Below are 21299 nucleotides of genomic sequence, written 5' to 3' on the forward strand. Positions count from 1 at the left end.
TAGTAATATACTTCCCGTTATTTATATTCTTGAATGCAATATTTACATTAGTGAATAGTGAGACCTTGTAATTAAGTATCTCTTAGAAACTATTCTTATTATGATTGTTAAACAGACCAGTAAGTTACCCTATTTATGTCTTTGTTAGCAGTACCTATTATTGCTGTTGTTGCACTTATTATTAGTATTTTATGTCTTGTTATTATTTTTATATTAATAACTCGGCATGGTACTAAGTTTGCTGTTTACGAGTCTCAAGCTCAAACTCATGAATTACTCGTGAACAGTTTGCAATCAGCTAATGATAATTTAAATGCAACAGTACGTGATTTATCACTACAACAAGAAAAGTCCTTAACTGAAAATACACTTGTGTCCAAGCAGTTAGAGCATAGAATTAAGTCTATTCAGTCTGAACTGAACTCGCAGCAAGATCTTATATCTCAATTACAAACTGACAAAGGTGATGACAAATTTTACTCTCGTGCAATTAAGTTGGCAAAGATAGGCGCTGACATTGACGAAATAGTGGCTGAATGTGAACTTCCTTATGCAGAGGTTGAAATGTTAATCTCTGTTTATCAAAATAAAGTTCAGGGCTAGTGTTTTCTGAAATAAAAACAAGTTAAACTAGTTCTCTTTATATCTATATACCTTTATTAATATTTCTTTACTCATATTAATTAGCATTAACATGGCAAGGAACAACCTCCGTGAAAGACTCTTTAAGTCAATCTATTCGAATTCTATTTATATTTTCCTTTTTTCTTTTATCTGGATGTTCAACTACCCCTTCAGCTCAACAAGGTTTAAGTGATCCAAGAGATCCTATCGAAGTTATTAATAGACCTTTTTGGACATTCACTTGGGATTATGCAGACAAATATGTTGCTAAACCTGCGTCTGAGTTTTATACCACAAATATGCCTGTTTTTTTAAGAACGGGTTTTTATAACATGGCATTAAACTTAAATGAACCAGCAAGTATTATTAATAACCTATTACAGTTGAAAATGGGAAATGCTGCTAAAGCAACAGGGCGCTTTGTGCTCAACTCAACTATAGGTTTATTTGGTTTCTATGATCCTGCAAGTGATTTTGAATGGTCTACAGAACAAGAAGAATTTGGCGAAGTATTAGGACTTTATGGGGTTGGCGACGGCCCTTATCTTGTTATACCTGGTCTTGGGCCTAGCTCTGTTCGAGAAGAGGTGGGTGATTATGTCGACCGTTTATATTGGCCTTTAGCCGTTATTGATTTTTGGCCAAATGTCGTGCGTTTAGGTGTTATTGGTTTAGAAAAAAGAGCATCAATAAAAGATCAAGAACAATTACTAGAAAATTCAACAGATTCGTACGAATTTATTAAAAACGCCTATTTTCAAAATATGAATTATCGTGTGTATGATGGTAATCCACCGATTATTATTGATGAAGATGAAGAAGCTGCAATAGATGCACTTTTAGACGAATTTGAAGATTAACATTAAAAAGTTATAAACATATACCGAAGTTAGCCGTAATTTGTTAGAATTGCGGCAATTTTTTACTCTTATCATTTGATTGGCTTCTTGTTAACAGGAAACAGCGCAGTTAATTTGATATAAACTTTATTGGAAACAGTTAGATGAATATTATTGAAGGTTCATTTCAGGCTAAAGGCAAAAAATTTGCTATTGTTGTGTCGCGTTTTAACCACTTTATAGTTGATAGTTTACTTGACGGTGCAGTTGATGCGCTTAAGCGTCACGGTAGTGTTGCTGATAGTGATATTACTATTGTTCGTGTGCCGGGTGCTTATGAATTACCATTAGCAGCTAAAAAGCTTGCTAAAAAAGGTGATTTTGACGCAATTATCGCGATTGGTGCTGTTATTCGTGGTGGCACACCGCATTTTGATTTTGTTGCAGGCGAATGTAACAAAGGTTTAGCACAAGTTTGTTTAGAATCAGAAATACCTGTTTCTTTTGGTGTTATTACAACTGATTCAATTGAACAAGCCATTGAGCGTGCTGGAACTAAAGCGGGTAACAAGGGTGCAGAAGCAGCTCTTGGCGCATTAGAAATGGTTAACGTTCTTTCTCAAATTTAGGATACATATTGTGAAACCTTCTCCTAGAAGAAAAGCACGTGAACTAGCGGTACAAGCTGTTTATTCATGGCAAATTAGTCAAAACTCCGTTAATGATATTGAAATTAATTTTATTTCTGAAAATGGCAAACGTCGTTTTGATATTGAATATTTCCAACAACTTTTACGTGGTGTTACAGGTAACGTAGCTGGATTAGATCTTGCTATTTCACCGCACGTTGATAGACCAATTGATGATATTGATCATGTTGAAAAATCAATATTACGTGTTGCTGTATACGAATTGAGTGAATGTCGAGACGTACCTTATCGTGTGGTTATTAATGAAGCGATTGAATTAGCTAAATTATTTGCTGCTGACGATAGTCATAAATTTATTAATGGCGTTTTAGATAAAGCAGTAAAATTAATTCGTCCTCAAGATTAATAAACCATAATGCCAAAGAGTAAATTGTTAACTCTATGAAAGAATTTGAACTCATAAAAGAATTTTTCACCAAACAAGCAGTACAAAGAAAAGATGTACTTCTTGGAATTGGTGATGATTGTGCGGTAGTTTCTTGTACTAAAAATCAAAAAATTGTTGTCACTACTGATACATTAGTTGCTGGTGTTCATTTTCCTTTAGGTACTACTGCAAGGGCTATTGGTCATAAAGCTGTTGCGGTAAACTTATCTGATATTGCGGCTATGGGAGCGAAACCGAGTTGGATATCATTAGCCATTACTTTACCTGAAGTGAATGATGAATGGCTTACTGATTTTTGCTCTGGCGTTTTCGAACTTTGTGAGTTCTATAATGTGCAGCTTATTGGCGGTGATACCACTCAAGGCCCGTTAAGTATAACGATAACAGCACAAGGGTTAACGGCAGAAGATAAATATTTAACCCGTTCTGGTGCTAAAGCAGGTGATTGGCTTTATGTTACCGGCGACCTGGGTGATGCCGCTTTAGCGTTGTTGCACCTTAAAGAGGGTGTATTAACGGATAATGAGGCTATTGAACAGGTTCAAAGAAAATTAGATTTTCCGAAGCCAAGAGTACTTGCAGGTCAAGCACTACGTGAATATGCTTCAGCGGCAATAGATATTTCAGACGGTTTACTTGCTGATTTAGGGCATGTTTGTCAGGCTTCAAATGTAGGTGCAAATGTTGTTTTAGATGCTATTCCATTGTCTGAAACTATGAAAAAGTCACTATTATTTGAAGACTCTATAGAGCTAGCGCTCAATGGTGGCGATGATTATGAATTGTTGTTTACCGTTTCTGAAGATAAAAAAGTAGGATTAGAAACTGCTTTGTCTCATACAAGTACTGCAGTCACTTGTATTGGTCAAATAAATGCATCACAAACTATTTCTACCACATTAAACAATAAACCAGTACCAATTAAAAACTCAGGTTTTCAGCACTTTACTTCACCATAAAAACTACAAATAGCGTCGACATAACTATGAAAAACTCTCAATCAAAGGTTGTGTTTGACCTTAAACAACCGGTTCAGTTTTTAGCTTTAGGGTTTGGCAGTGGCTTAGCGCCTAAGGCTCCAGGTACGTTTGGTACCCTAGCTGCAGTTCCGCTCTTTTTACTTTTAGCAATGCTTACCCCAACATACTACTTAGCTGCGGTAATTGTTATGAGTATCGCTGGCATTTATATCTGTGGTAAAGCGGCAAATGATGTCGGTGTTCATGATCACCCAGCCATTGTTTGGGATGAATTTGTTGGTTATTTTATTACAATGTTTATGGTGCCTGTTAGCTGGCAAAGTGTCTTGGTTGGTTTTTTATTATTTCGTGTATTTGATATTTTAAAACCTTGGCCTATTTCTTTTATTGATAAAAAAATGACGGGTGGAGCAGGGATAATGTTCGACGATATTCTTGCTGGTATATTCTCTTTGATTATCATGCATTTAATCTTTTAATTTTACGCTGTTTTTTACTTACAATTTCTTAATCTAGATCAATAGCAATTCTTATGATTTTAGGCTACTTTTAAATAGAGGATTAAATATAAATAACTAACCAGAGGTTGTTTTTTATTTTTATGCCCTCAGCTATTTATTAAGACGTTACATTATTACAACGTTTAATCTCAGCTTTACTTCACAGTACTATTTAAAGTAAATGTTAAAAGGAATACCTATGAAAATAAATCTTTCTGGTCACCACGTTGAAATTTCTGCTTCTATAAAAGAAGACATTGATGCAAAATTTTCTAAAATCGCAAGCCATTTTCCAACATTAATTGCCTTGGACGTTATCGTTTCTAAAGAGCATAATCAACATCAGGTTGAAGTAACAACAAATTATGAAGGCGGACGTATATCAGTAAAAGGAATTGATGATGTTATGTATCCAGCTGTTGCAAGTGCAATCAAAAAGCTTGATGCAGCTTTAAAGCATAGAAAAGGTCAGTTAAAAGCTAACCTTCATGAAAAGCCTCAAAGTACAGCGCCAGAAATAGCACATGAGAAAGTGCAAGAGATGAATTTATCATAATCGTATAACGTAATATTAATAAATTTAAAACTATAAAAGCTGTGAAATAATTCATAGCTTTTTTTTTGACTTTTTTTGACTTTTTTATGGCTTAACTTTCTTCAGCTTCTTGTGAAGCGGCTTCTTCTAATGCCAACTTTTCTCTTTCTGCTTTAGATATGTAACGAGGCTTATTACTGGTATGTAATTTAGCATTCGCTTTTTTTTGCTTCTTTTTAAGTGTGTCGTTAATTTTCTTTTTACGATTCATAGTTTATTCTTTCGTGTTAAATAGCTGAAAAGGTCGATTGCTGTTATTATGCGCTTATTCACTTTCCCTTGAAAGTTTATTATATCTTAAATTATTTCAATTTGAACAATACAGAGGCACAACCTTGAGCGAAACAACTACTAACGGCAAAGGCTCATTAGCTTTTTCTTCACTAAACCTGCATAAAGATTTAGTGCAAAACTTATCTTCTCTTGGCTATCAAGAAATGACGCCAATACAAGCACAAAGTTTACCTGAAATGTTAATGGGTAAAGATGTCATTGCTCAAGCTAAAACAGGCTCAGGTAAAACCGCTGCTTTTGGTTTAGCTTTACTAGAAAAACTAGAAGTTAAACGTTTTAGAATTCAGTCTATGATACTTTGCCCTACACGCGAACTAGCAGATCAAGTGGCGAAAGAAATTCGTAAACTTGCCCGCGCAGTACATAATATAAAAGTACTTACGCTATGCGGTGGTACACCGTTCGGCCCTCAAATTGGTTCATTAGAACATGGTGCTCATATTATAGTAGGAACGCCTGGCCGAATAGAAGAACATGTAATTAAAGGCACACTTAAGTTAGATGATTTAAACTTATTAATACTTGATGAAGCCGACCGTATGTTAGAAATGGGCTTTGAAGCAGCACTTGATAATATTGTTGAGCGCACGCCGCTTGATCGCCAAACCTTGCTATTCAGTGCAACTTTTCCGAAACAAATTCAAGCGATCAGTGAAAGTATAATGACTGATCCTGTGATTATAAAAGTGAGCACAGAGGAAGATCAATCTAATATCTCGCAAGAATTCTTTCATGTTGAAGATGACGTAGAACGATTTGAAGCGTTACGTTTAATACTGCTTGATAACCCAGTAGAGTCTACTGCTATTTTTTGTAATACCAAAAAAGAGACCCAAGCCGTTTGCAATAAATTACATGATGATGGCTTTAGCGTTTTAGCATTACATGGCGATTTAGAGCAAAAAGACAGAGATCAAACTTTATTACGCTTTGCTAATAAAAGTGCTGCCATATTAGTGGCTACTGATGTTGCTGCGAGGGGATTAGACATAGACTCTCTTGACTTAGTTGTTAACTATAACATAGCGCATGACAGCGAAGTACATATCCATCGTATTGGCCGTACAGGTCGTGCTGGAGCGCAAGGTAAAGCGGTGTCATTGTTCAGTGATAAAGAAAGCTACAAAGTAGGGTTAATTGAAGATGAGCTTGAACAAGTCATCAAACCTGGTTTGTTACCTTCTGCTGAAGTTCTAAATAATGTTAGATTACAAGCTAAGATGGCGACGATACAAATTGATGGCGGTAAAAAGCAAAAAGTTCGCCCAGGTGATATTTTAGGCGCATTAACAGCTAAAAATACTGAAGGCAAAAATGGCGGTGTTGAAATTACTGGTAAAGATGTAGGCAAAATCAGTGTTTTAGATATTAGATCTTATGTTGCGGTAGATAAAAAAGTGTTAAAAAGCGCATTAAGAAAGTTATCAATGGGTAAAATGAAAGGACGAACTTATAAAGTACGTCACTTAACGGTATAGAAAACTAAACCCATAAAAATAAGCTTATAGAAAATAGCCGTTATATTTTGCTCAAACAATATCAACAATTAATTAAGCAACAGGTGCTTTGTGAAGACAAAGCACAATCCTCAGCTGTTGCTGCACTAGATTTGTTATCTAAACAACTAGTGCAAATTAGTAATGAACGAAAATCGTGTCATCCAAAAAGCTTCTTAAGTACTATATTCGCGCGTTTACCCCTTTATAAAATATTGAGACATCAACCAATCTCTGAAGGGGCTATTCCTCAACTTAAAAGTTTATATTTGTATGGCAGGGTAGGTCGAGGTAAAACAATGTTAATGGACATGTTTTATCAAAATATTCCTATTAAGCATAAGAAACGCATTCATTTTCATCGTTTTATGGAAAGTGTACATCAGCAACTAAATAACCTTGCTATACAACAATCATCTTCTGCTCAGAAAGTGAATGTAAATCCACTCGCCTATATTGCAAAGTCTTGGGCAAGTGATATTGAATTACTGTGTTTTGATGAGTTTTTTGTGAGTGATATTGGTGATGCAATGTTACTTTCAGGGCTATGCCGTGAGTTATTTTCCTTAGGTATAACACTGGTGTTTACATCTAACTGCAAGCCGGAAGAACTTTATCGTAATGGTTTACAACGAGAGCGATTTTTACCGACGATCGATTTGATTAATCAATATTGCCAAATACTATCCGTTAATGGTGATACAGATCATCGATTAACCGATGCTGTAGTCGTAGGCTACAAGAATTATTATTTTAGTAATGCTGATGGCGAACAACTTCTTGCGAAACGTTTTAAGGCATTATGTCATGGTTTACCTACACTTTTAGACAAAGAGATTATTATTAATAATCGAAAAATCAGTTACCGGGCTAAAGCCGATAAATATATTTGGTTCGATTTTTATGATCTCTGCTCTGGGCCTCGAAGCCAGAGAGATTACATACAATTGTCAGATAAGTTTGAAACAGTATTAATAAGCCATGTTCCACAATTTTCTGGCGAACTGGTGCCTGCGGTATTTTCAGGCGTAGAAGATAGTTATCAACGAAGTGGCGTATTAATGGGGAGTTTACGACACTTAGATGATGAAGCTCGTCGCTTTATCGCACTAGTTGATGAATTTTATGATAGAAAAGTACAATTAATTATCAGTGCCGATGTTGATATAGTGGATCTTTATCAAGGACAACAATTAAGTTTTGAATTTCAACGTTGCCAGTCACGGTTGTTTGAAATGCAAAATTATTGATTTTCTGTCGTCATTAGTCTGCTAAATGTTAACTAAATTTTAATTGCTAATATTTAGCTTTTTTTACTAAATATTATTGTTTCTATTAAATTGTATTTTTTGCATGTTTCTATGTTATTGAAAAATATTTAATTAAACTTGGCATTACTCTTGTAGTATTAAAATAAAGGCTAACAGAAAAGCGTTAAATAATAGCGCACAAATAAACGCTTAGAACATGTGCTAATAGCAAATACTAGTTAAAGCGCTAACCGAAATTGCATAGAAGGTATCATCATGATAAATAAATTATTATTAACAATTAAATCACCAAAAACACTTATTGCTGCAACATTGCTCTCATTATTTTCATCAACAGCATTGTATGCGCATGACTCTTGTGATGTTGATTTAAAGGCAGGCTTAACAATTAATGAGTCCAAACTTGAATTCTTTGAACCAAAAAAGAAAGAGAAAGTTTTATATATTATTGATAAGCAATATAACTTAACCGTTGGTGGAAAAAATATTTCGCTGAACTCTGAGCAACAAGCGTTAGTAAAAAAATACGCGACTGATATCCGAAATATAGTACCGCAAGTAAGGCTTATTGCTATTGAAGGTGTCGATCTTGCGTTAGCTGGTGTTGATTTAGCATTTAATCAACTCTTAGGCGAAGGCAATGAGGTTGGGGCTGATTTAACTCAAGAGCTCTCTTTACTTAAAGCCGAAGTTGCTGAGCGCTTTACAATTAAAAATGGTTTTACCATTGGTGAAGACGGCGTAGAAGACGATGAGCTTTTTGGCGCTGATATTGAACAGCGTATTGAGTCAGCAGTAGAAAAAGCTGTGATGAATTCAATGGGAAATTTACTTGTTGCTCTGGGACAAGAAATGATGCTTTCAGGCGGTGATAGTAATGATTTTGAAAGTAAAATGGAAAATTTTGGCGACACAATCGAATATGAAATGAAATCAGGTGCTGCGAAAATAGAGCGTAAAGCTGATAGTTTGTGCGCAGCTGCTATTGAAATAGATCAACTTGAAGAAAAGCTAAGATCGAATATTCCATCTTTAGCTGATATTAATGTTATTACGGTTAACACTGTAAAAGTTGATGATAAGCAAGAGAAAAAGTTAATGTAATTATCGTTTTTAGCTTTAGGCGTTTTATATTTATTATTATTTCCAAGGCTTAGTAATGTTATCATTACTAAGCCTTTTCATTTTTATTTAACCCTTCATGCACGCTGTCCATCAATTACACCTATTTAGAAAAAGCTTAAGTACCACCACATATAAAGCACGAGGGCAGCGAGTTATACGCTGTGAACTATGCCGCTTAGCTAAGCAATATTGTATTTGCGCTATTGCGCCAACCACAGGCACTGTGAAAACCAATGCTGGTTTCCTACTGTTGATGTATGACACTGAAGTGTTAAAACCGAGTAATACGGGGAAGTTGATAGCTGATTTAATTCCTGATACTTTTGCTTTTTTATGGTCACGTACAACCAAAAATGACGAATTACAAGCCGTGCTCGATGATGAGCAATGGCAACCTTTTGTTGTTTTTCCTCAAGAATATGCTGACGATAACCGCCAAGTTAATTCTAATACCGTGGTATGTGATGAAGGAAAAAAACCTTTATTTATTATGCTTGATGGCAGTTGGCGAGAAGCTAAAAAGATGTTTCGAAAGAGCCCTTATTTAGATAAGTTTCCTCTTGTTTCTTTTGATCCCAAAAGCTTGGTTGATAACTTATCATCACCTGTCGGTAACGACTCTCGTTATACCGTGAGAAAAACTGAATTAGAGCATCAATTTTCAACGGCTGAAGTTGCCGCTAGAGTGCTTGATATGTTTGGTGAAAAAAATAACGGACATTTACTTGATTTATGGTTTGATGTTTTTAATTATCAATATCAAAAAAGTGTTTGCCAGCGTAATAAAGGTAATCCAAGTGCTATTGAGAACTATCAGAATTTTCTACAGGAAGGCGATATTTAATAAAGTAAAATGAATAACGGGTAACAAAGCTTTATCTTCGTTACCCGTTACCCGTTACCCATTATTAACTATTAACTATTGATTATTCGTTGCTTGAAACTTACTTCATGCTAATCGTTGAGTGAATTTCAGATCCATCTTGATGGTCTGGTTCGAACCAACGAGCGGTTACTGATTTTGTATAAGTCCAAAAGCTGATTACTTGCTTACCGTTAGGTCCTAAATCGCCTAATTTAGAGCCACGTGAGCCGGTAAAGCTGAAATAGGCTACTGGTACAGGAATAGGTACGTTAATACCCACTTGACCAACATCTATTTCATTTTCAAATTTTCGTGCTGCCCAGCCAGAAGAAGTAAATAAAGACGTGCCATTACCATTTGGATTCGCATTAATTATCTCAATCGCTTCATCTAATGTTTCAGCTTCTAATACGCACAAGGCCGGACCAAAAATTTCCTGAGTATAAATGTCCATATCGGTAGTTACATTAGTAAATAATGTTGGTCCGACAAAGTTGCCGTTTGGATAACCTTCAACCTGACAATTTCTACCATCAATTAGCATAGTAGCACCTTGCGCCACGCCACTGTCTAGTATGCTAATAATACGAGCTTTAGCTTGTGGCGAAACAACAGGGCCTAAATCGGCATCTCGTTGCGTACCTGGGCCAATTTTCATTTGTTTTGCTCGTTCAACAATTTCAGGTAGCCAGTTTCTAGTTTCACCTACTAGAATTGTTACTGGGTTAGCCATACAGCGCTGTCCTGCTGCACCAAAGGCTGAACCAAGTAAATCATTAATAGCACGATCTTTATTTGCGTCAGGCATAATGACCATATGGTTTTTAGCACCCATCATAGATTGGGCACGTTTACCGTGTTTAGTTGCATGGTTATAAACGTGTGTACCAACGCCAGTTGAACCAATGAATGACACTGCTTTTACTGGCTCAGCTTCAATTAATTGATTAACAACATCAGCACCACCATGAACAACATTCAATACACCGGCAGGAATACCTGCTTGAAGTGCTAATTCAACAAGTAGAATTGTTGATGAAGGTGCTTGTTCTGATGGTTTTAAAATAAATGTATTACCACAAGCAATAGCAGGTGGGAACATAAACGATGGCAGCATTAATGGAAAATTAAATGCGGTAATGCCTAAACCAACACCAATTGGCTTATTCAATGTATAAGTATCTACACCTGATGCTGCGTTATTTGCAATTTCACCTAATTGTAAACGGGTAATTGAGCAGGCATTTTCAATAGCCTCTAATGAACGGCCAACTTCACCTTCAGCATCTGGGAGTGTTTTACCATGCTCTAAAGTAACTAACGCAGCAAGCTCTTGAGTATTCTCTCTCACTAATTGTTGAAAATTCAACATAATACGCATACGGTTAGTTAAAGAAACCTTAGACCAACTTTTAAAAGCTTCAGCAGCACTTGCAACTGCAGCAGCAACCTCTTCTTTAGTTGCCATAGGTACTCGGGCAACTACTTCTTGTGTAGCAGGATTTAAAACGTCTAACCAAGTATCTGTAGTAGAACGAACTTTTTCACCATTGATGATCAGTGGAATCTCTTTAACAGTCATGACAGTCCTTTTTTCAAGTAATTTATTTTAATTGGTATTAAAGTAATCTTTTACCATTTACTGAGCAATACTCAAAAATGCAGTAGCTATTGCATTTTTGCAAGGGGTTGGTTTTGTTGTTATGATTAAACAATGAACTGGGATGATATAAAATTATTTTTAGAGGTAGCGCGTAGCGAGCGTTTATCTATAGCTGCTAAGCGTTTGATGATTGATGCATCAACGCTCTCTAGACGTGTGCATAAGCTAGAAGAAAATTTAGCAACAAAATTATTTGAACGAACTGTAGATGGGCATGTCTTAACGCATGATGGTAAAAAGCTATTACAATTTGCTCGACGAATGGAGCTTGATGCCGTTCAGGCATTCGATGAAATAAAAGAGCAAAAAGATTTAAATAGTGGCCGCGTTCGTATTGGTGTAACTGAAGCGTTTGGTAATTGTTTTATTGCGCCTAATTTAACAAAACTTAAACATGAATTCCCCAATATTCAAATAGAACTAGTACACTTTGCACGCTACGTAAAAATAAGCCGAAATGAAGCAGATATTGCAATCGCTGTTGAAAAGCCAAAGAGCACTTCAACAATAATTACAAAACTTTGTGACTATCAGTTGCAATTATACGGGCATGCAAGCTATCTTAAAGAAATGGAAGGAAATGTAGAATTTAGTCAACTATCTAAATATCAATGGGTTAGTTACGTTGATAACCTTTTATTTACTGAACAACTCTCTTATTTAAAAGAGTTAAATGCAGATATTAAACCTAGTTTTCAAAGTACAAGTATTACTAGCCAGTATAGTGCAATAAAAAGCGGGCTAGGTATTGGCATTTTACCTTGCTTTCTGGCTGAACAAGATGCTAGCTTAGTTAAACTTTGTAGCGATGAAATTAAATTAGTGCGTAGCTTTTATCTAGTGACACACCCAGAAAGTAAACGTTTATCTCAAGTAGAAACTGTGTGGAAATATTTGAAAGTATTGGCACAACAAAATAAACAATTGCTTATGCCAGAATGAGCTAAGAGTTTAAGCAAATAACAAATAAGTAAAGGTGAACATGGACAACTCAAATCAATCTCCAGGTGACAACTCTCAAGGTACTTTTAAAAAAACACCTTGGGCTCTTATCGTTTTTATTATTCTTGTCATTATTGCTATGGGCTTTGCATGGCAATACACCGGCAATAAACCTGAGCCTGTCGTTGTGGTAGAAAAACCGATACCTGTACCCGTTGAGCCAGAAACGATAGTCACTGAACCAGAGCAAGAGCCTGAGCCAGTAATAGTTGAAGTAGAAGAGGTGATTGAAGAAGTCACGCCGATTGAAGTTCAATTACCACCTTTAAATAAGAGTGATGACTGGTTAAAAGTAAAATTACCAGAAATCACATGGCGAAAAGAATTACTTACCCTGATTGTTGGCGAAGATATGATCCGCCGCTTTGTTGTCTTTACTGATAACTTTGCACAAGGCACTGTCGCCTATGAGCATAGTCCATTTATATTACCTAAGATAAAATTTTCACCTGAAGCAGGTAGTGTTAGTTTACAAAACGTGAATGAAGAGACAGCAGAAGAGCAACAAGATGTTTTGCAGTGGTCTGAAGGCTCTAGTGAACGTTTCAGCTTGTATGTTGATCTACTTCGCTCTATGGACAGCGAAACCTTAGTTCAATGGTATGTAGAAATGAAACCGTTGGTTGATGAAGCATACAGTGAACTTGGTTATGATGATGACTTTACTAATACCTTACAAGATGCCATTACACGTGTTTTAGATATGGAATTACCTAAATCGTCAATGGATTTAGTACACCCAAGTGTTATGTATAAATTTGCAAGCCCTGAACTTGAAGCACTACCTGACTCTGATAAATTATTATTACGTCTAGGTAAGGAAAACCTATTGGTGATAAAGTCTGTTTTATTAGAAATACATGAAAAGTTAGCTCAACAAAAAAATGGAGTTAACTAATTAGTAAAAATTAATAAGTATTAATATTGATTGCTTTACTAAAAAGAGAATTTTTAAAGGTAAATATTTGGATGTTTGCACAAAAAATCTCCAAGCAGTATAAGGTTATTAGAAAATAACCAAGTAGTGCTTGCATACATCGATTTGATTAGCGATAATTCGCGCCACTTAAGCAATCTAAATATTTATCTTTGTTTAAGATCATTATGGTGACCCTTTTGGTCCCCTCGCAATGATACTCTGTGAACTCGGCCAGATCCGGAAGGAAGCAACCGCAGCAGACGACTCATGTGCCGAGGTGTGGCTATTAGGGTTGCCACCCAATCTAAAGTATTCAATGACTTACACCACAAAAAGCGTAATTGCTACAATTGGTGCTACAATGAAGTCAGCTAACATCCCTCATTTATACACTCGAAATGGTATTTTCTATTATCGAAACAACTCCGTTTGGAAATCATTAAACACTCGTTGCAAGAAAGAAGCCTTTAGAAAAGTCAGTCATATTTTATTTGGTACAACGCCAGCGACAAACTCAAATCAACAATCAGTTACAAAACTTGCTATTCCGTCTACCCCTGAGTTAATTAAAGCCTATTTAAAAGAAAATGGTCACAGGTGGTGCGCTAGGGAATATACACGTATCAATAGCGCTCTAGGGTTTATCCCGAAGGGTGAAATTTCAAAAGCTGTAGCCATTAAACTTAAAACTACTATTTTAAAAACTAAAACCGTTACTACCTTTAATCGATACCTTAAATATTTCAATGCCTTTTATCGTTGGGTTTTAGCGAATAATGTCACTGTTACGGTTAATCCATTTGAAGGGTTAAAGGTTCTCGAAAAGAAACGGAATATTGCAGAAGGCCGAAAAGCATATACACCTGAGCAATTGAAAGTCCTATTCAAGTTTGCTGAGGGTTATGGCAAAAATGATATTCGTTACTGGTTAATTATGATTGGACGATATACGGGCGCAAGGATGAATGAAATATGTCAGTTAAAGCCTGAAGATATAACTTCTGAGGCTATTCATATTCGGGGTGATGTACTTAAAACTGATAATGCTAAAAGGTCTATACCTATTCATCCTAAACTTGTTCAGTTGGGAATAATGGAATGGGTAAGTGAGTGCACAGGCGAAAGGCTGTTTCATGAATGGCGGCCTGTTAAAGGGAGTTTTAGTCATTCTGCTAGTAAATGGTTTAGCCGTAATAGCCCTTTTAAATCAAATGGAAAAGCTGAAGTCGATTTTCATTCGCTTAGGCATACTGTTGCTACAGAATTGAAACATTCTGGCGTTGCTAGTCAATATGCTGCTCAAATTTTGGGGCATAGCAACGGTAATATAACTTATGATAGATATGGTAAGGGTATTAATTTAATAGCTTTAATAGAGGCCGTCGAAACAATAGGGGCTGTGATAAATTAATTCATTAAGTCGGCATTGGTAATGAATTTTTAATCATATATTACCTTATGAATTGATGAGTTTATTGCCCTTCTGATATAGTGATTACATGGAGTTGATGTACGGTTAACTCATTATTATTTTATAAATTATTAAATGGGATGTTTTGGGTAGATTTATGATGGAATATACTTTTAAAAATCGTGATGAATTCTTAAGAAAGCCAATAGCTGAAAAAATTATTAAATTATTGTCGTCGGATATAGATGTTTCGCCAATGATGTTGGATGGTGACTGGGGGACAGGAAAAACAGAGTTTTGTTTGAAAACGATAGAACTTATTAAGGAAAGTGATCTACATCAGGTCATTTATGTGGATGGGTTTAAAGCAGATCACGCTAATGAGCCGCTTTTGACAATATTGGCTGAAATATTAAAACTGATTCCTGAAGGAAAACAAAGTAGTTTTATTAAAAAAATCATTCCTGCTGCAAGATACAGTGTTAAGACACTCCTGAAAGCAGGTGTTGGTCATATTCTTCGCCAAGATTTTGCTGATACAGCAGATGGTTTAGATAAAGAAATTCAAAAAGCGACTGATAAAGCTATCGACTCTAGCGTTGAATCTCTAATTAAAGAAAATGTTAAGGCTGAAGAAAACTTAGAAGCATTGAAATCGGCATTAAAAGAGTTGGCAGTGGAAAAGCCGATAATTATCTTCATTGATGAACTCGACAGGTGCCGTCCTGACTTTGCTGTGAGTATGCTTGAGATAATAAAACATGTTTTTGATGTTAAAGGAGTACAATTTATTCTAGTTACAAACTCCCATCAACTTAAGGCTTCAATTAATCATTGTTACGGTAATAACGTTGTAGCTCAACGTTATCTTGATAAGTTTTTAAGATTTAGCTTTCAACTTAGCGTTAAATCTAAAAGAAACCAGACTAATTCTCATTTTGCTTCTATTACATTATATCAAAAATCAATTCAAAGTGATCCCTCTTTGAATCAAAGTGGGTTACTTGATAATATTGTACTAGGATTTGTCGAAACTTTCATTAAGAACCATAAAGTGTCATTAAGAGAAGTTGAAACTTTTATACGGCATCTGACAATATTGCAAATTTTGTCAGAGGGAAGAGCTTTCGAGAATAACCAATGTTTCGGTCATACACTGATCAACCTTTTAGGGGTTTTAATTCATTGCTTTAAACCTGATTTAATATCATCAATCAACCATCTTAAGTATGATGCACTTGAAATTGGGCAGTTTTTACACGTTAAAGACATTAATTCATTTCCTAGTGGGCACAATCAACCAGCAGTTGAAGAGATCTTAATGGTCATTATTGCTCGTGACTGTAACTTAAGAACAAAATATCTCCTTCCAGAAAAAGATGATGAAAAATGGAAGCAATTCATAAATAAAAATTACTTTCATTTTCCCATCCAATCAGGAGACGCAATAAAAAAACTGAGTTGTATTTTTGAAGTTTTATCATTATCTAATGACTTTTCATAAACAGAGACCTAATTAGAACTTATAATTTTTTCGATAATGTTAATGTCTTCAATCTGGTAACAGCGCCCTAAAAGAAGTGTACCATTTTTTACTATCAAAACATGTCAGGGGGAGTGAACGGTCGGAACCCTTTCATAGTCTCCTAACCGCCCCTGCCTAAACTGTAATCAATACTACAGTTAGTGTTACAATGACGTTAGTAATAATCCCTTTTTATACATACGTAATGGTCTCTATTTATCCGCCAGTATGGAATATTTTAATAAAGGTTGTACATTTCTGCGTTTCATACGTCATATGTAATCATAAAGGTTTTTCGATAATAAGTTGTGCTCTTACAATATGATCCATCGTATTTTTAAGGTAAAACAACTAATGATTACAAAGGGGTTGCTAGTTTGAAAAATGAAAAAGCTAATAGTTCCATCTTGGATACTTTTAAGCACCATGAGAATTCGTTAAAAAAATACATATCGCGATTTTTTTTGCCCTCTCACGAAATTGAAGATATTTGTCAAGAGACATTCTTGCGTTCGTTTGAATCAAATATTCAAAACGAAATTCAGCGACCAAAATCGTTTATGTACAGGGTTGCTACAAATCTAGTGATGTCAAAATATCGACGTTCAGGTTATAAGTTAACTGACTATATTGATGATGTAGGCGAAGAGTTAATGCCTATTGATAGTACTAATATAGAGAATGATATTGATGCGCAAAGAAAATTGGGGATATTTTGTGAATCTATAGCATCTTTGCCTGAGCAAAGTAGAAAAATATTAATTATGAGAAAGGTGTACGGGTTCTCGATAAAAGAAATATCTAAGCGTCTAAATATGCCAATAAGTACTGTAAATTATAATATAGCCAAAGGAATGGTTTGTTGTGACAATGCCATGGAGCGTTATGAAAATGGTGATTTGACCAACAAAGAAGTTAACGTGATGGATAGCAAGCTTCTGCGCAAAAAGTTACAAGGAGGTGCTGAGTAATGAGTAATGTTAAAGGTTTTACCAATACGCAAAAAATTAAAGAAGAAGCGGCAAATTGGTTATTAAAAATTGATGAAGATAGTCCGCTTTCTAGCAAGGAATCACAAGCGTTAAATGATTGGGTTTTAACGAGTGAAATTCATCGCTCGGTTATTATTCGTATGTCTAAAACATGGAATAATATGGATGTTTTAGCTGCTATGAGGGTTGCGCCTGAGCGAAAGAAACGATTTTCTCTGGCGAAGTTCAAAGCATTGTTAGGAATAAAAATACTAACAACATTATCTGAAAAAAATAATGCTGAAGCCCCTAAAAAATATTCGTTTTTGTTTAAGTCGAGTTTAGCGTCAGTTTGCCTTTTGGTGAGTGTGTTATTTATTAATGCAACGTTTGATAATGGCGTAATCTCTGAGCCTAATTATTATGTAACAGGTATTGGTGAATATCAAAAGCATGAATTAGCAGATGGTTCAACATTGTGGCTAAACAGTAACAGTAAAGTAAAAGTTGATTATAGTGAGAACTTTAGGCGAATAGCATTGATAGCAGGCGAAGCGCATTTTGAAGTTAAAAAGGATGCGACCAGACCATTTGAAGTTTATTCTATGAACCGACTCGTTCGTGCTTTGGGTACGGCCTTTTCTGTACATAAATTAAAAGATAGTGTTGAGGTAATGGTTTCTGAAGGTGTTGTTGAATTAGCAATAGTGGATGAAGTTTTAGTGCTTAAACCTGATGACTTATCAACGTCAACTAGCATTAAGCTTGCGAGTAACGAAAAAACAAAAAATATTAGCAATGAGCAAGCAAAAGTTTCTAAATTTTTAGGAAAGCTAGCGGCAGGGGAAAGTATGTCTATTTCTACTACTTCTGCTGAAATAGAAGGTGAAGCTAGTCGTGTTGTTCATCTAGACAAAGGAGAAGTTGGTAGAAAATTATCATGGTTAGATGGTAAGTTAGTCTTTGCTGGCGAGACTTTAGCGGAAGTTGTCACTGAAATTAGCAGACATACTTCTGTAAAAATTGATGTTCCGGATCCTGAGCTACGAAAATTACGGATTGGTGGTCACTTTAAAGCAGGAGAAACTGATAAATTATTCTATATTCTTGAGTCAGGCTTTGGTATTGAAGTGAAAAGAATTGATGGAAATCATGTAGAATTACTAATAAGTAAATAAATTAAACAGGAAAATATACAAATTGAGTTGTACACATTTCAACTTTAAACGTCCTATAAACAGACGAGTGCTAGATTACTTCTTTAAGTGGGTGATCAGTTTGTTTATAGGGCCTAGAAATGTAGTTTGGATGCTAATGCGAGCCAGTTTGATTTTCGTCAGTGTTCAAGCTAATGCGATTGATGTTAATAAGGCTTATCAATTTGATATTCCTTCCCAATCGTTAGCTAAATCGCTTGGTGCTTTATCTCAAACGACAGAGCTATTATTTCTATTTCCTTATGACCTCGTTGAAACTAAAGAAAGTAAACCCTTATATGGTTTTTATACCGCCCAGAAAGCATTAGATTTATTGCTAACAGGGTCCGGTTTACAGGGTGAGCTTTCTAATAATGAAACGTTTGTGGTGAAGCCTATATTGCTTCCAAAAAATAACGTTCAATCAGGTATGAAAGACAGGAATAATAAAATGAATGCACAAAAAACAATAATAGCCTCTATTTTTGCAATGTTATTTTCTCCAGCTCATGGTGCTGAAGAATCAAATAACGAAGCTCAAGAGATAGAGCAAACAGAAAAAATCGTTGTCGTTGGCTCTAGATCCCATGGTAGAACAGAAATAGATTCTGCCGTCCCTGTTGATATCATCCCGCTAGGTGAAGTCATGAAGCGTTCAGGTCAAATTGACCTTAACACCTTGCTACATATGACCTCTCCGTCGTTTAATGCTAACCGCCAACAAGGCTCAGATGGCGCTGATCATATTGATCCTGCTTCGTTACGTGGTTTAGGTCCTGACCAAGTATTAATTTTAATTAATGGTAAACGTCGTCATACATCATCTCTTGTGAATATATTTGGTTCTTCTGGCCGAGGAAATGTAGGTACAGATTTAAATGCTATTCCTATTTCAGCGGTTCAACGAATCGAAGTATTGAGAGATGGCGCTGCTGCACAGTATGGCTCTGATGCGATTGCTGGCGTAATTAATATTGTTTTAAAATCAACACCAGGTACTCAAGCTTCTGTTCAAATTGGTCAATATAATACTGAATATAATGGCCCTGAAGGAAAGTTCTCACCAAACGATGGTGATACTAAACAAGCTTACTTAAGTCATACAATGGAAGTTGGTGACGGTGGCTTTTTAAATCTTTCTTTAGACTATCAAACTCGAGAAAATACTGACCGAACTTATGGTGTTGGTGATGAGCCGTTACGTGAAATTGGTAGTGCTGCTGTTGATAGTACCGGCGCATTTTTTAACTTTTCACTGCCTGTATTTAATGATGTAACTGATTTTTACATGTTTGGTGGTATATCTCGTAAAGACGGTGTTGCCGATGCCTTTACCAGAACGGCTGATAGTAGTAGAAACATTTTAGAAATTTATCCTAACGGTTATGTACCAGCAATTGAATCTGATATTGACGATAACTCTCTTGCGATAGGAATAAAAACGGTACTCAATAATTGGGATGTTGATTTTAGTAATACCTATGGCTCTAATCGATTTGAATATGGTGTAAGTAATACGTTAAACGTTTCATATGGTGCTAGCTCTCCTACAGAATTTAAAGCCGGTGGTTTTAAGTTTATTCAAGATACTGTTAATTTAGACTTTAGCCAGTATTTCGACGTTTTAGAAGGGTTAAACGTAGCATTTGGTTTTGAATATCGTGATGAAAATTACAGTATATTCGCTGGTGAAGAAGGCTCTTATAGCTTTGGTGGCGAAACATTAAGTGATGGCGTAACACCAAGTGCCGTAGGCTCACAAGGTTTTGGCGGTTTTCAACCAAATAATGTTTTAGATGAAAGCAGAAATAGTTATGCAGCTTATGTAGATTTTGAAATTGATATTACTGATGAGTTCATGATTGGTACTGCTGTACGTGCAGAAGATTATAGTGATTTTGGTAGCGCACTTATTGGTAAAATAGTGGCGAGATGGAATGTTAGTGATACTTTCACTTTACGTGGTGGATTTAATACTGGATTTAGAGCGCCTTCTTTACATCAACAGTACTTTAACCAAACTTTTACTGACGTACAGTTAGACCCTGATACTGGTAACTTAGTCGTGCAAGAAGAGTTGATGGCTTCAAATGATAGTGAAATAGCTCGAACACTTGGCGTACCTGAATTAGATGCTGAAGATTCATCAAGTATGAGCATTGGATTTACATGGCAACCAATAGAGTCACTTAGTGTCACTGTTGATGCTTACAAGGTTTCTGTTGATGATCGTGTGGTGCTAACTAAAAGTATTTCACAAGCAAGATTAGCTGAAATAGGAACACAAGAAGCACTAGAAGCTAAGAGTTTTTTAGAGTCGCAAGGTGTTGAAAGTGTGCAGTTCTTTGTTAATGCAATTGATACTGAAACGCAAGGTGTCGACCTTACGGTGTCTCACGATATTGATATTAGTGGTGGACACTTAAAGTCATTCCTAGGCTTAAACTATAACGATACTGATGTCGTTGGTGAGCCTAAAACACCGGAAGCTTTTTCTGGCTTAGAAGGTCAATTTTTAGCTCGTCGAGAACGTTTATTTATTGAAAGTGGTATTCCTAAAGTGAAAGGATCTTTGGGGATGGACTATGAATATAATAATTTCGTTATTGGCGGTCAGCTTTCTTATTTTGGTGAAGTGCATCATGGTGCATCAAGCGGTGACTTAGCTGATGATCAATTTTACTCTCCTAAGGCAACATTGGATTTAAGCTTTACTCATAAAGTTACGGATAATATCTCATGGACTTTAGGTGCTAATAATATCACTGATGAGTATCCTGATGAGCAAGATCCTAATTTAACAAGTGGCGCTTTATGGCGTTCTGTTCAAATGGGTGTTAATGGGCGTTTTCTATACCTAAGAACTTCGCTTGATTTCTAGTTATCACTAGAAACATTGATGGGGTCGCAATAAACTTATTGTGG

At 35.8% G+C, this 21299-nt stretch carries 20 protein-coding genes and 1 other RNA gene; 19 read left to right on the forward strand and 2 right to left on the reverse strand.

Annotated features, from left to right (window positions below; all coding sequences use genetic code 11):
• Positions 1-135: 135 nt before the first annotated feature.
• The 7 genes from GQS55_RS04610 (at position 136) to hpf (ending at position 4597) form a co-directional block, all read left to right on the forward strand.
• Positions 136-603 carry a DUF2802 domain-containing protein gene (locus GQS55_RS04610; RefSeq protein WP_159818399.1) on the forward strand — a complete coding sequence of 156 codons (468 nt, stop codon included), beginning with the start codon at positions 136-138 and terminating at the stop codon, positions 601-603.
• Positions 604-713: 110 nt separating this feature from the next.
• On the forward strand, positions 714-1484 hold the full coding sequence (locus tag GQS55_RS04615) for an MlaA family lipoprotein (protein ID WP_159818401.1): 771 nt from the start codon (positions 714-716) through the stop codon (positions 1482-1484).
• A 143-nt stretch (positions 1485-1627) separates the two neighbouring features.
• Entirely contained in the window at positions 1628-2092 is a 465-nt protein-coding gene (gene ribH / locus GQS55_RS04620; RefSeq protein WP_159818403.1) for a 6,7-dimethyl-8-ribityllumazine synthase, read from the forward strand.
• A gap of 10 nt (positions 2093-2102) precedes the next feature.
• The gene (gene nusB / locus GQS55_RS04625) at positions 2103-2519 is read left to right on the forward strand and encodes a transcription antitermination factor NusB (RefSeq protein WP_159818405.1); all 417 of its coding nucleotides are present in this window, start codon (positions 2103-2105) and stop codon (positions 2517-2519) included.
• A gap of 35 nt (positions 2520-2554) precedes the next feature.
• Complete coding sequence (thiL, locus tag GQS55_RS04630) at positions 2555-3520, forward strand: thiamine-phosphate kinase (protein WP_159818407.1); 966 nt, start codon at positions 2555-2557, stop codon at positions 3518-3520.
• A gap of 26 nt (positions 3521-3546) precedes the next feature.
• Positions 3547-4020, forward strand: coding sequence for a phosphatidylglycerophosphatase A family protein (locus GQS55_RS04635; protein ID WP_159818409.1), 474 nt, complete (start codon positions 3547-3549; stop codon positions 4018-4020).
• 220 nt (positions 4021-4240) lie between these two features.
• Positions 4241-4597, forward strand: coding sequence for a ribosome hibernation-promoting factor, HPF/YfiA family (gene hpf, locus GQS55_RS04640; protein ID WP_159818411.1), 357 nt, complete (start codon positions 4241-4243; stop codon positions 4595-4597).
• Between the two features lie 91 nt (positions 4598-4688).
• Here the strand turns inward: hpf and GQS55_RS04645 are convergent, their stop codons facing one another.
• Positions 4689-4847: a DUF2986 domain-containing protein gene (locus GQS55_RS04645; RefSeq protein ID WP_159818413.1), complete on the reverse strand. Its 159-nt coding sequence runs from the start codon at positions 4845-4847 to the stop codon at positions 4689-4691.
• A 124-nt stretch (positions 4848-4971) separates the two neighbouring features.
• Between GQS55_RS04645 and dbpA the strand changes: the two genes are divergently transcribed.
• From dbpA to GQS55_RS04665, 4 genes are all read left to right on the forward strand, one after another.
• On the forward strand, positions 4972-6408 hold the full coding sequence (gene dbpA, locus GQS55_RS04650) for an ATP-dependent RNA helicase DbpA (protein ID WP_159818415.1): 1437 nt from the start codon (positions 4972-4974) through the stop codon (positions 6406-6408).
• Positions 6409-6455: 47 nt separating this feature from the next.
• On the forward strand, positions 6456-7676 hold the full coding sequence (zapE, locus tag GQS55_RS04655) for a cell division protein ZapE (RefSeq protein ID WP_159818417.1): 1221 nt from the start codon (positions 6456-6458) through the stop codon (positions 7674-7676).
• A gap of 276 nt (positions 7677-7952) precedes the next feature.
• On the forward strand, positions 7953-8801 hold the full coding sequence (locus tag GQS55_RS04660; RefSeq protein ID WP_159818419.1) for a DUF2884 family protein: 849 nt from the start codon (positions 7953-7955) through the stop codon (positions 8799-8801).
• A 97-nt stretch (positions 8802-8898) separates the two neighbouring features.
• Positions 8899-9666, forward strand: coding sequence for a tRNA-uridine aminocarboxypropyltransferase (locus GQS55_RS04665; protein ID WP_159818421.1), 768 nt, complete (start codon positions 8899-8901; stop codon positions 9664-9666).
• A gap of 100 nt (positions 9667-9766) precedes the next feature.
• Here GQS55_RS04665 and GQS55_RS04670 read toward each other — a convergent pair whose 3' ends face one another.
• Positions 9767-11269, reverse strand: coding sequence for a CoA-acylating methylmalonate-semialdehyde dehydrogenase (locus tag GQS55_RS04670; protein ID WP_159818423.1), 1503 nt, complete (start codon positions 11267-11269; stop codon positions 9767-9769).
• Between the two features lie 132 nt (positions 11270-11401).
• Between GQS55_RS04670 and GQS55_RS04675 the strand changes: the two genes are divergently transcribed.
• The 8 genes from GQS55_RS04675 to GQS55_RS04710 all read left to right on the forward strand — a co-directional run bounded on the left by GQS55_RS04675 (position 11402) and on the right by GQS55_RS04710 (position 21255).
• Complete coding sequence (locus GQS55_RS04675) at positions 11402-12292, forward strand: LysR family transcriptional regulator (RefSeq protein ID WP_159818425.1); 891 nt, start codon at positions 11402-11404, stop codon at positions 12290-12292.
• A 40-nt stretch (positions 12293-12332) separates the two neighbouring features.
• Positions 12333-13250, forward strand: coding sequence for a DUF3014 domain-containing protein (locus tag GQS55_RS04680; protein ID WP_159818427.1), 918 nt, complete (start codon positions 12333-12335; stop codon positions 13248-13250).
• Positions 13251-13466: 216 nt separating this feature from the next.
• Positions 13467-13563, forward strand: an RNA gene (ffs, locus tag GQS55_RS04685) — signal recognition particle sRNA small type.
• Positions 13564-13632: 69 nt separating this feature from the next.
• The gene (locus GQS55_RS04690; RefSeq protein ID WP_159818429.1) at positions 13633-14682 is read left to right on the forward strand and encodes a site-specific integrase; all 1050 of its coding nucleotides are present in this window, start codon (positions 13633-13635) and stop codon (positions 14680-14682) included.
• Between the two features lie 157 nt (positions 14683-14839).
• Positions 14840-16186: a KAP family NTPase gene (locus GQS55_RS04695; protein ID WP_159818431.1), complete on the forward strand. Its 1347-nt coding sequence runs from the start codon at positions 14840-14842 to the stop codon at positions 16184-16186.
• Positions 16187-16584: 398 nt separating this feature from the next.
• Complete coding sequence (locus GQS55_RS04700) at positions 16585-17178, forward strand: RNA polymerase sigma factor (RefSeq protein ID WP_159818433.1); 594 nt, start codon at positions 16585-16587, stop codon at positions 17176-17178.
• Positions 17178-18356: a FecR family protein gene (locus tag GQS55_RS04705; RefSeq protein WP_159818435.1), complete on the forward strand. Its 1179-nt coding sequence runs from the start codon at positions 17178-17180 to the stop codon at positions 18354-18356. Before GQS55_RS04700 ends, GQS55_RS04705 begins: the two co-directional genes overlap by 1 nt.
• Positions 18357-18492: 136 nt before the next feature.
• Entirely contained in the window at positions 18493-21255 is a 2763-nt protein-coding gene (locus GQS55_RS04710; RefSeq protein WP_159818437.1) for a TonB-dependent receptor, read from the forward strand.
• Positions 21256-21299: the final 44 nt, after the last annotated feature.

The sequence above is a fragment of the Colwellia sp. 20A7 genome (assembly GCF_009832865.1).
Taxonomy (GTDB): domain Bacteria; phylum Pseudomonadota; class Gammaproteobacteria; order Enterobacterales; family Alteromonadaceae; genus Colwellia.

Coding starts and splice junctions, on each gene's coding strand:
- GQS55_RS04610 (WP_159818399.1), top strand. CDS start 136: ATGTCTTTGTTAGCAGTACCTATTATTGCTGTTGTTGCACTTATTATT.
- ribH (WP_159818403.1), top strand. CDS start 1,628: ATGAATATTATTGAAGGTTCATTTCAGGCTAAAGGCAAAAAATTTGCT.
- thiL (WP_159818407.1), top strand. CDS start 2,555: ATGAAAGAATTTGAACTCATAAAAGAATTTTTCACCAAACAAGCAGTA.
- GQS55_RS04635 (WP_159818409.1), top strand. CDS start 3,547: ATGAAAAACTCTCAATCAAAGGTTGTGTTTGACCTTAAACAACCGGTT.
- hpf (WP_159818411.1), top strand. CDS start 4,241: ATGAAAATAAATCTTTCTGGTCACCACGTTGAAATTTCTGCTTCTATA.
- GQS55_RS04645 (WP_159818413.1), bottom strand. CDS start 4,847: ATGAATCGTAAAAAGAAAATTAACGACACACTTAAAAAGAAGCAAAAA.
- GQS55_RS04660 (WP_159818419.1), top strand. CDS start 7,953: ATGATAAATAAATTATTATTAACAATTAAATCACCAAAAACACTTATT.
- GQS55_RS04665 (WP_159818421.1), top strand. CDS start 8,899: ATGCACGCTGTCCATCAATTACACCTATTTAGAAAAAGCTTAAGTACC.
- GQS55_RS04670 (WP_159818423.1), bottom strand. CDS start 11,269: ATGACTGTTAAAGAGATTCCACTGATCATCAATGGTGAAAAAGTTCGT.
- GQS55_RS04675 (WP_159818425.1), top strand. CDS start 11,402: ATGAACTGGGATGATATAAAATTATTTTTAGAGGTAGCGCGTAGCGAG.
- GQS55_RS04680 (WP_159818427.1), top strand. CDS start 12,333: ATGGACAACTCAAATCAATCTCCAGGTGACAACTCTCAAGGTACTTTT.
- GQS55_RS04690 (WP_159818429.1), top strand. CDS start 13,633: ATGAAGTCAGCTAACATCCCTCATTTATACACTCGAAATGGTATTTTC.
- GQS55_RS04695 (WP_159818431.1), top strand. CDS start 14,840: ATGATGGAATATACTTTTAAAAATCGTGATGAATTCTTAAGAAAGCCA.
- GQS55_RS04705 (WP_159818435.1), top strand. CDS start 17,178: ATGAGTAATGTTAAAGGTTTTACCAATACGCAAAAAATTAAAGAAGAA.
- GQS55_RS04710 (WP_159818437.1), top strand. CDS start 18,493: ATGCGAGCCAGTTTGATTTTCGTCAGTGTTCAAGCTAATGCGATTGAT.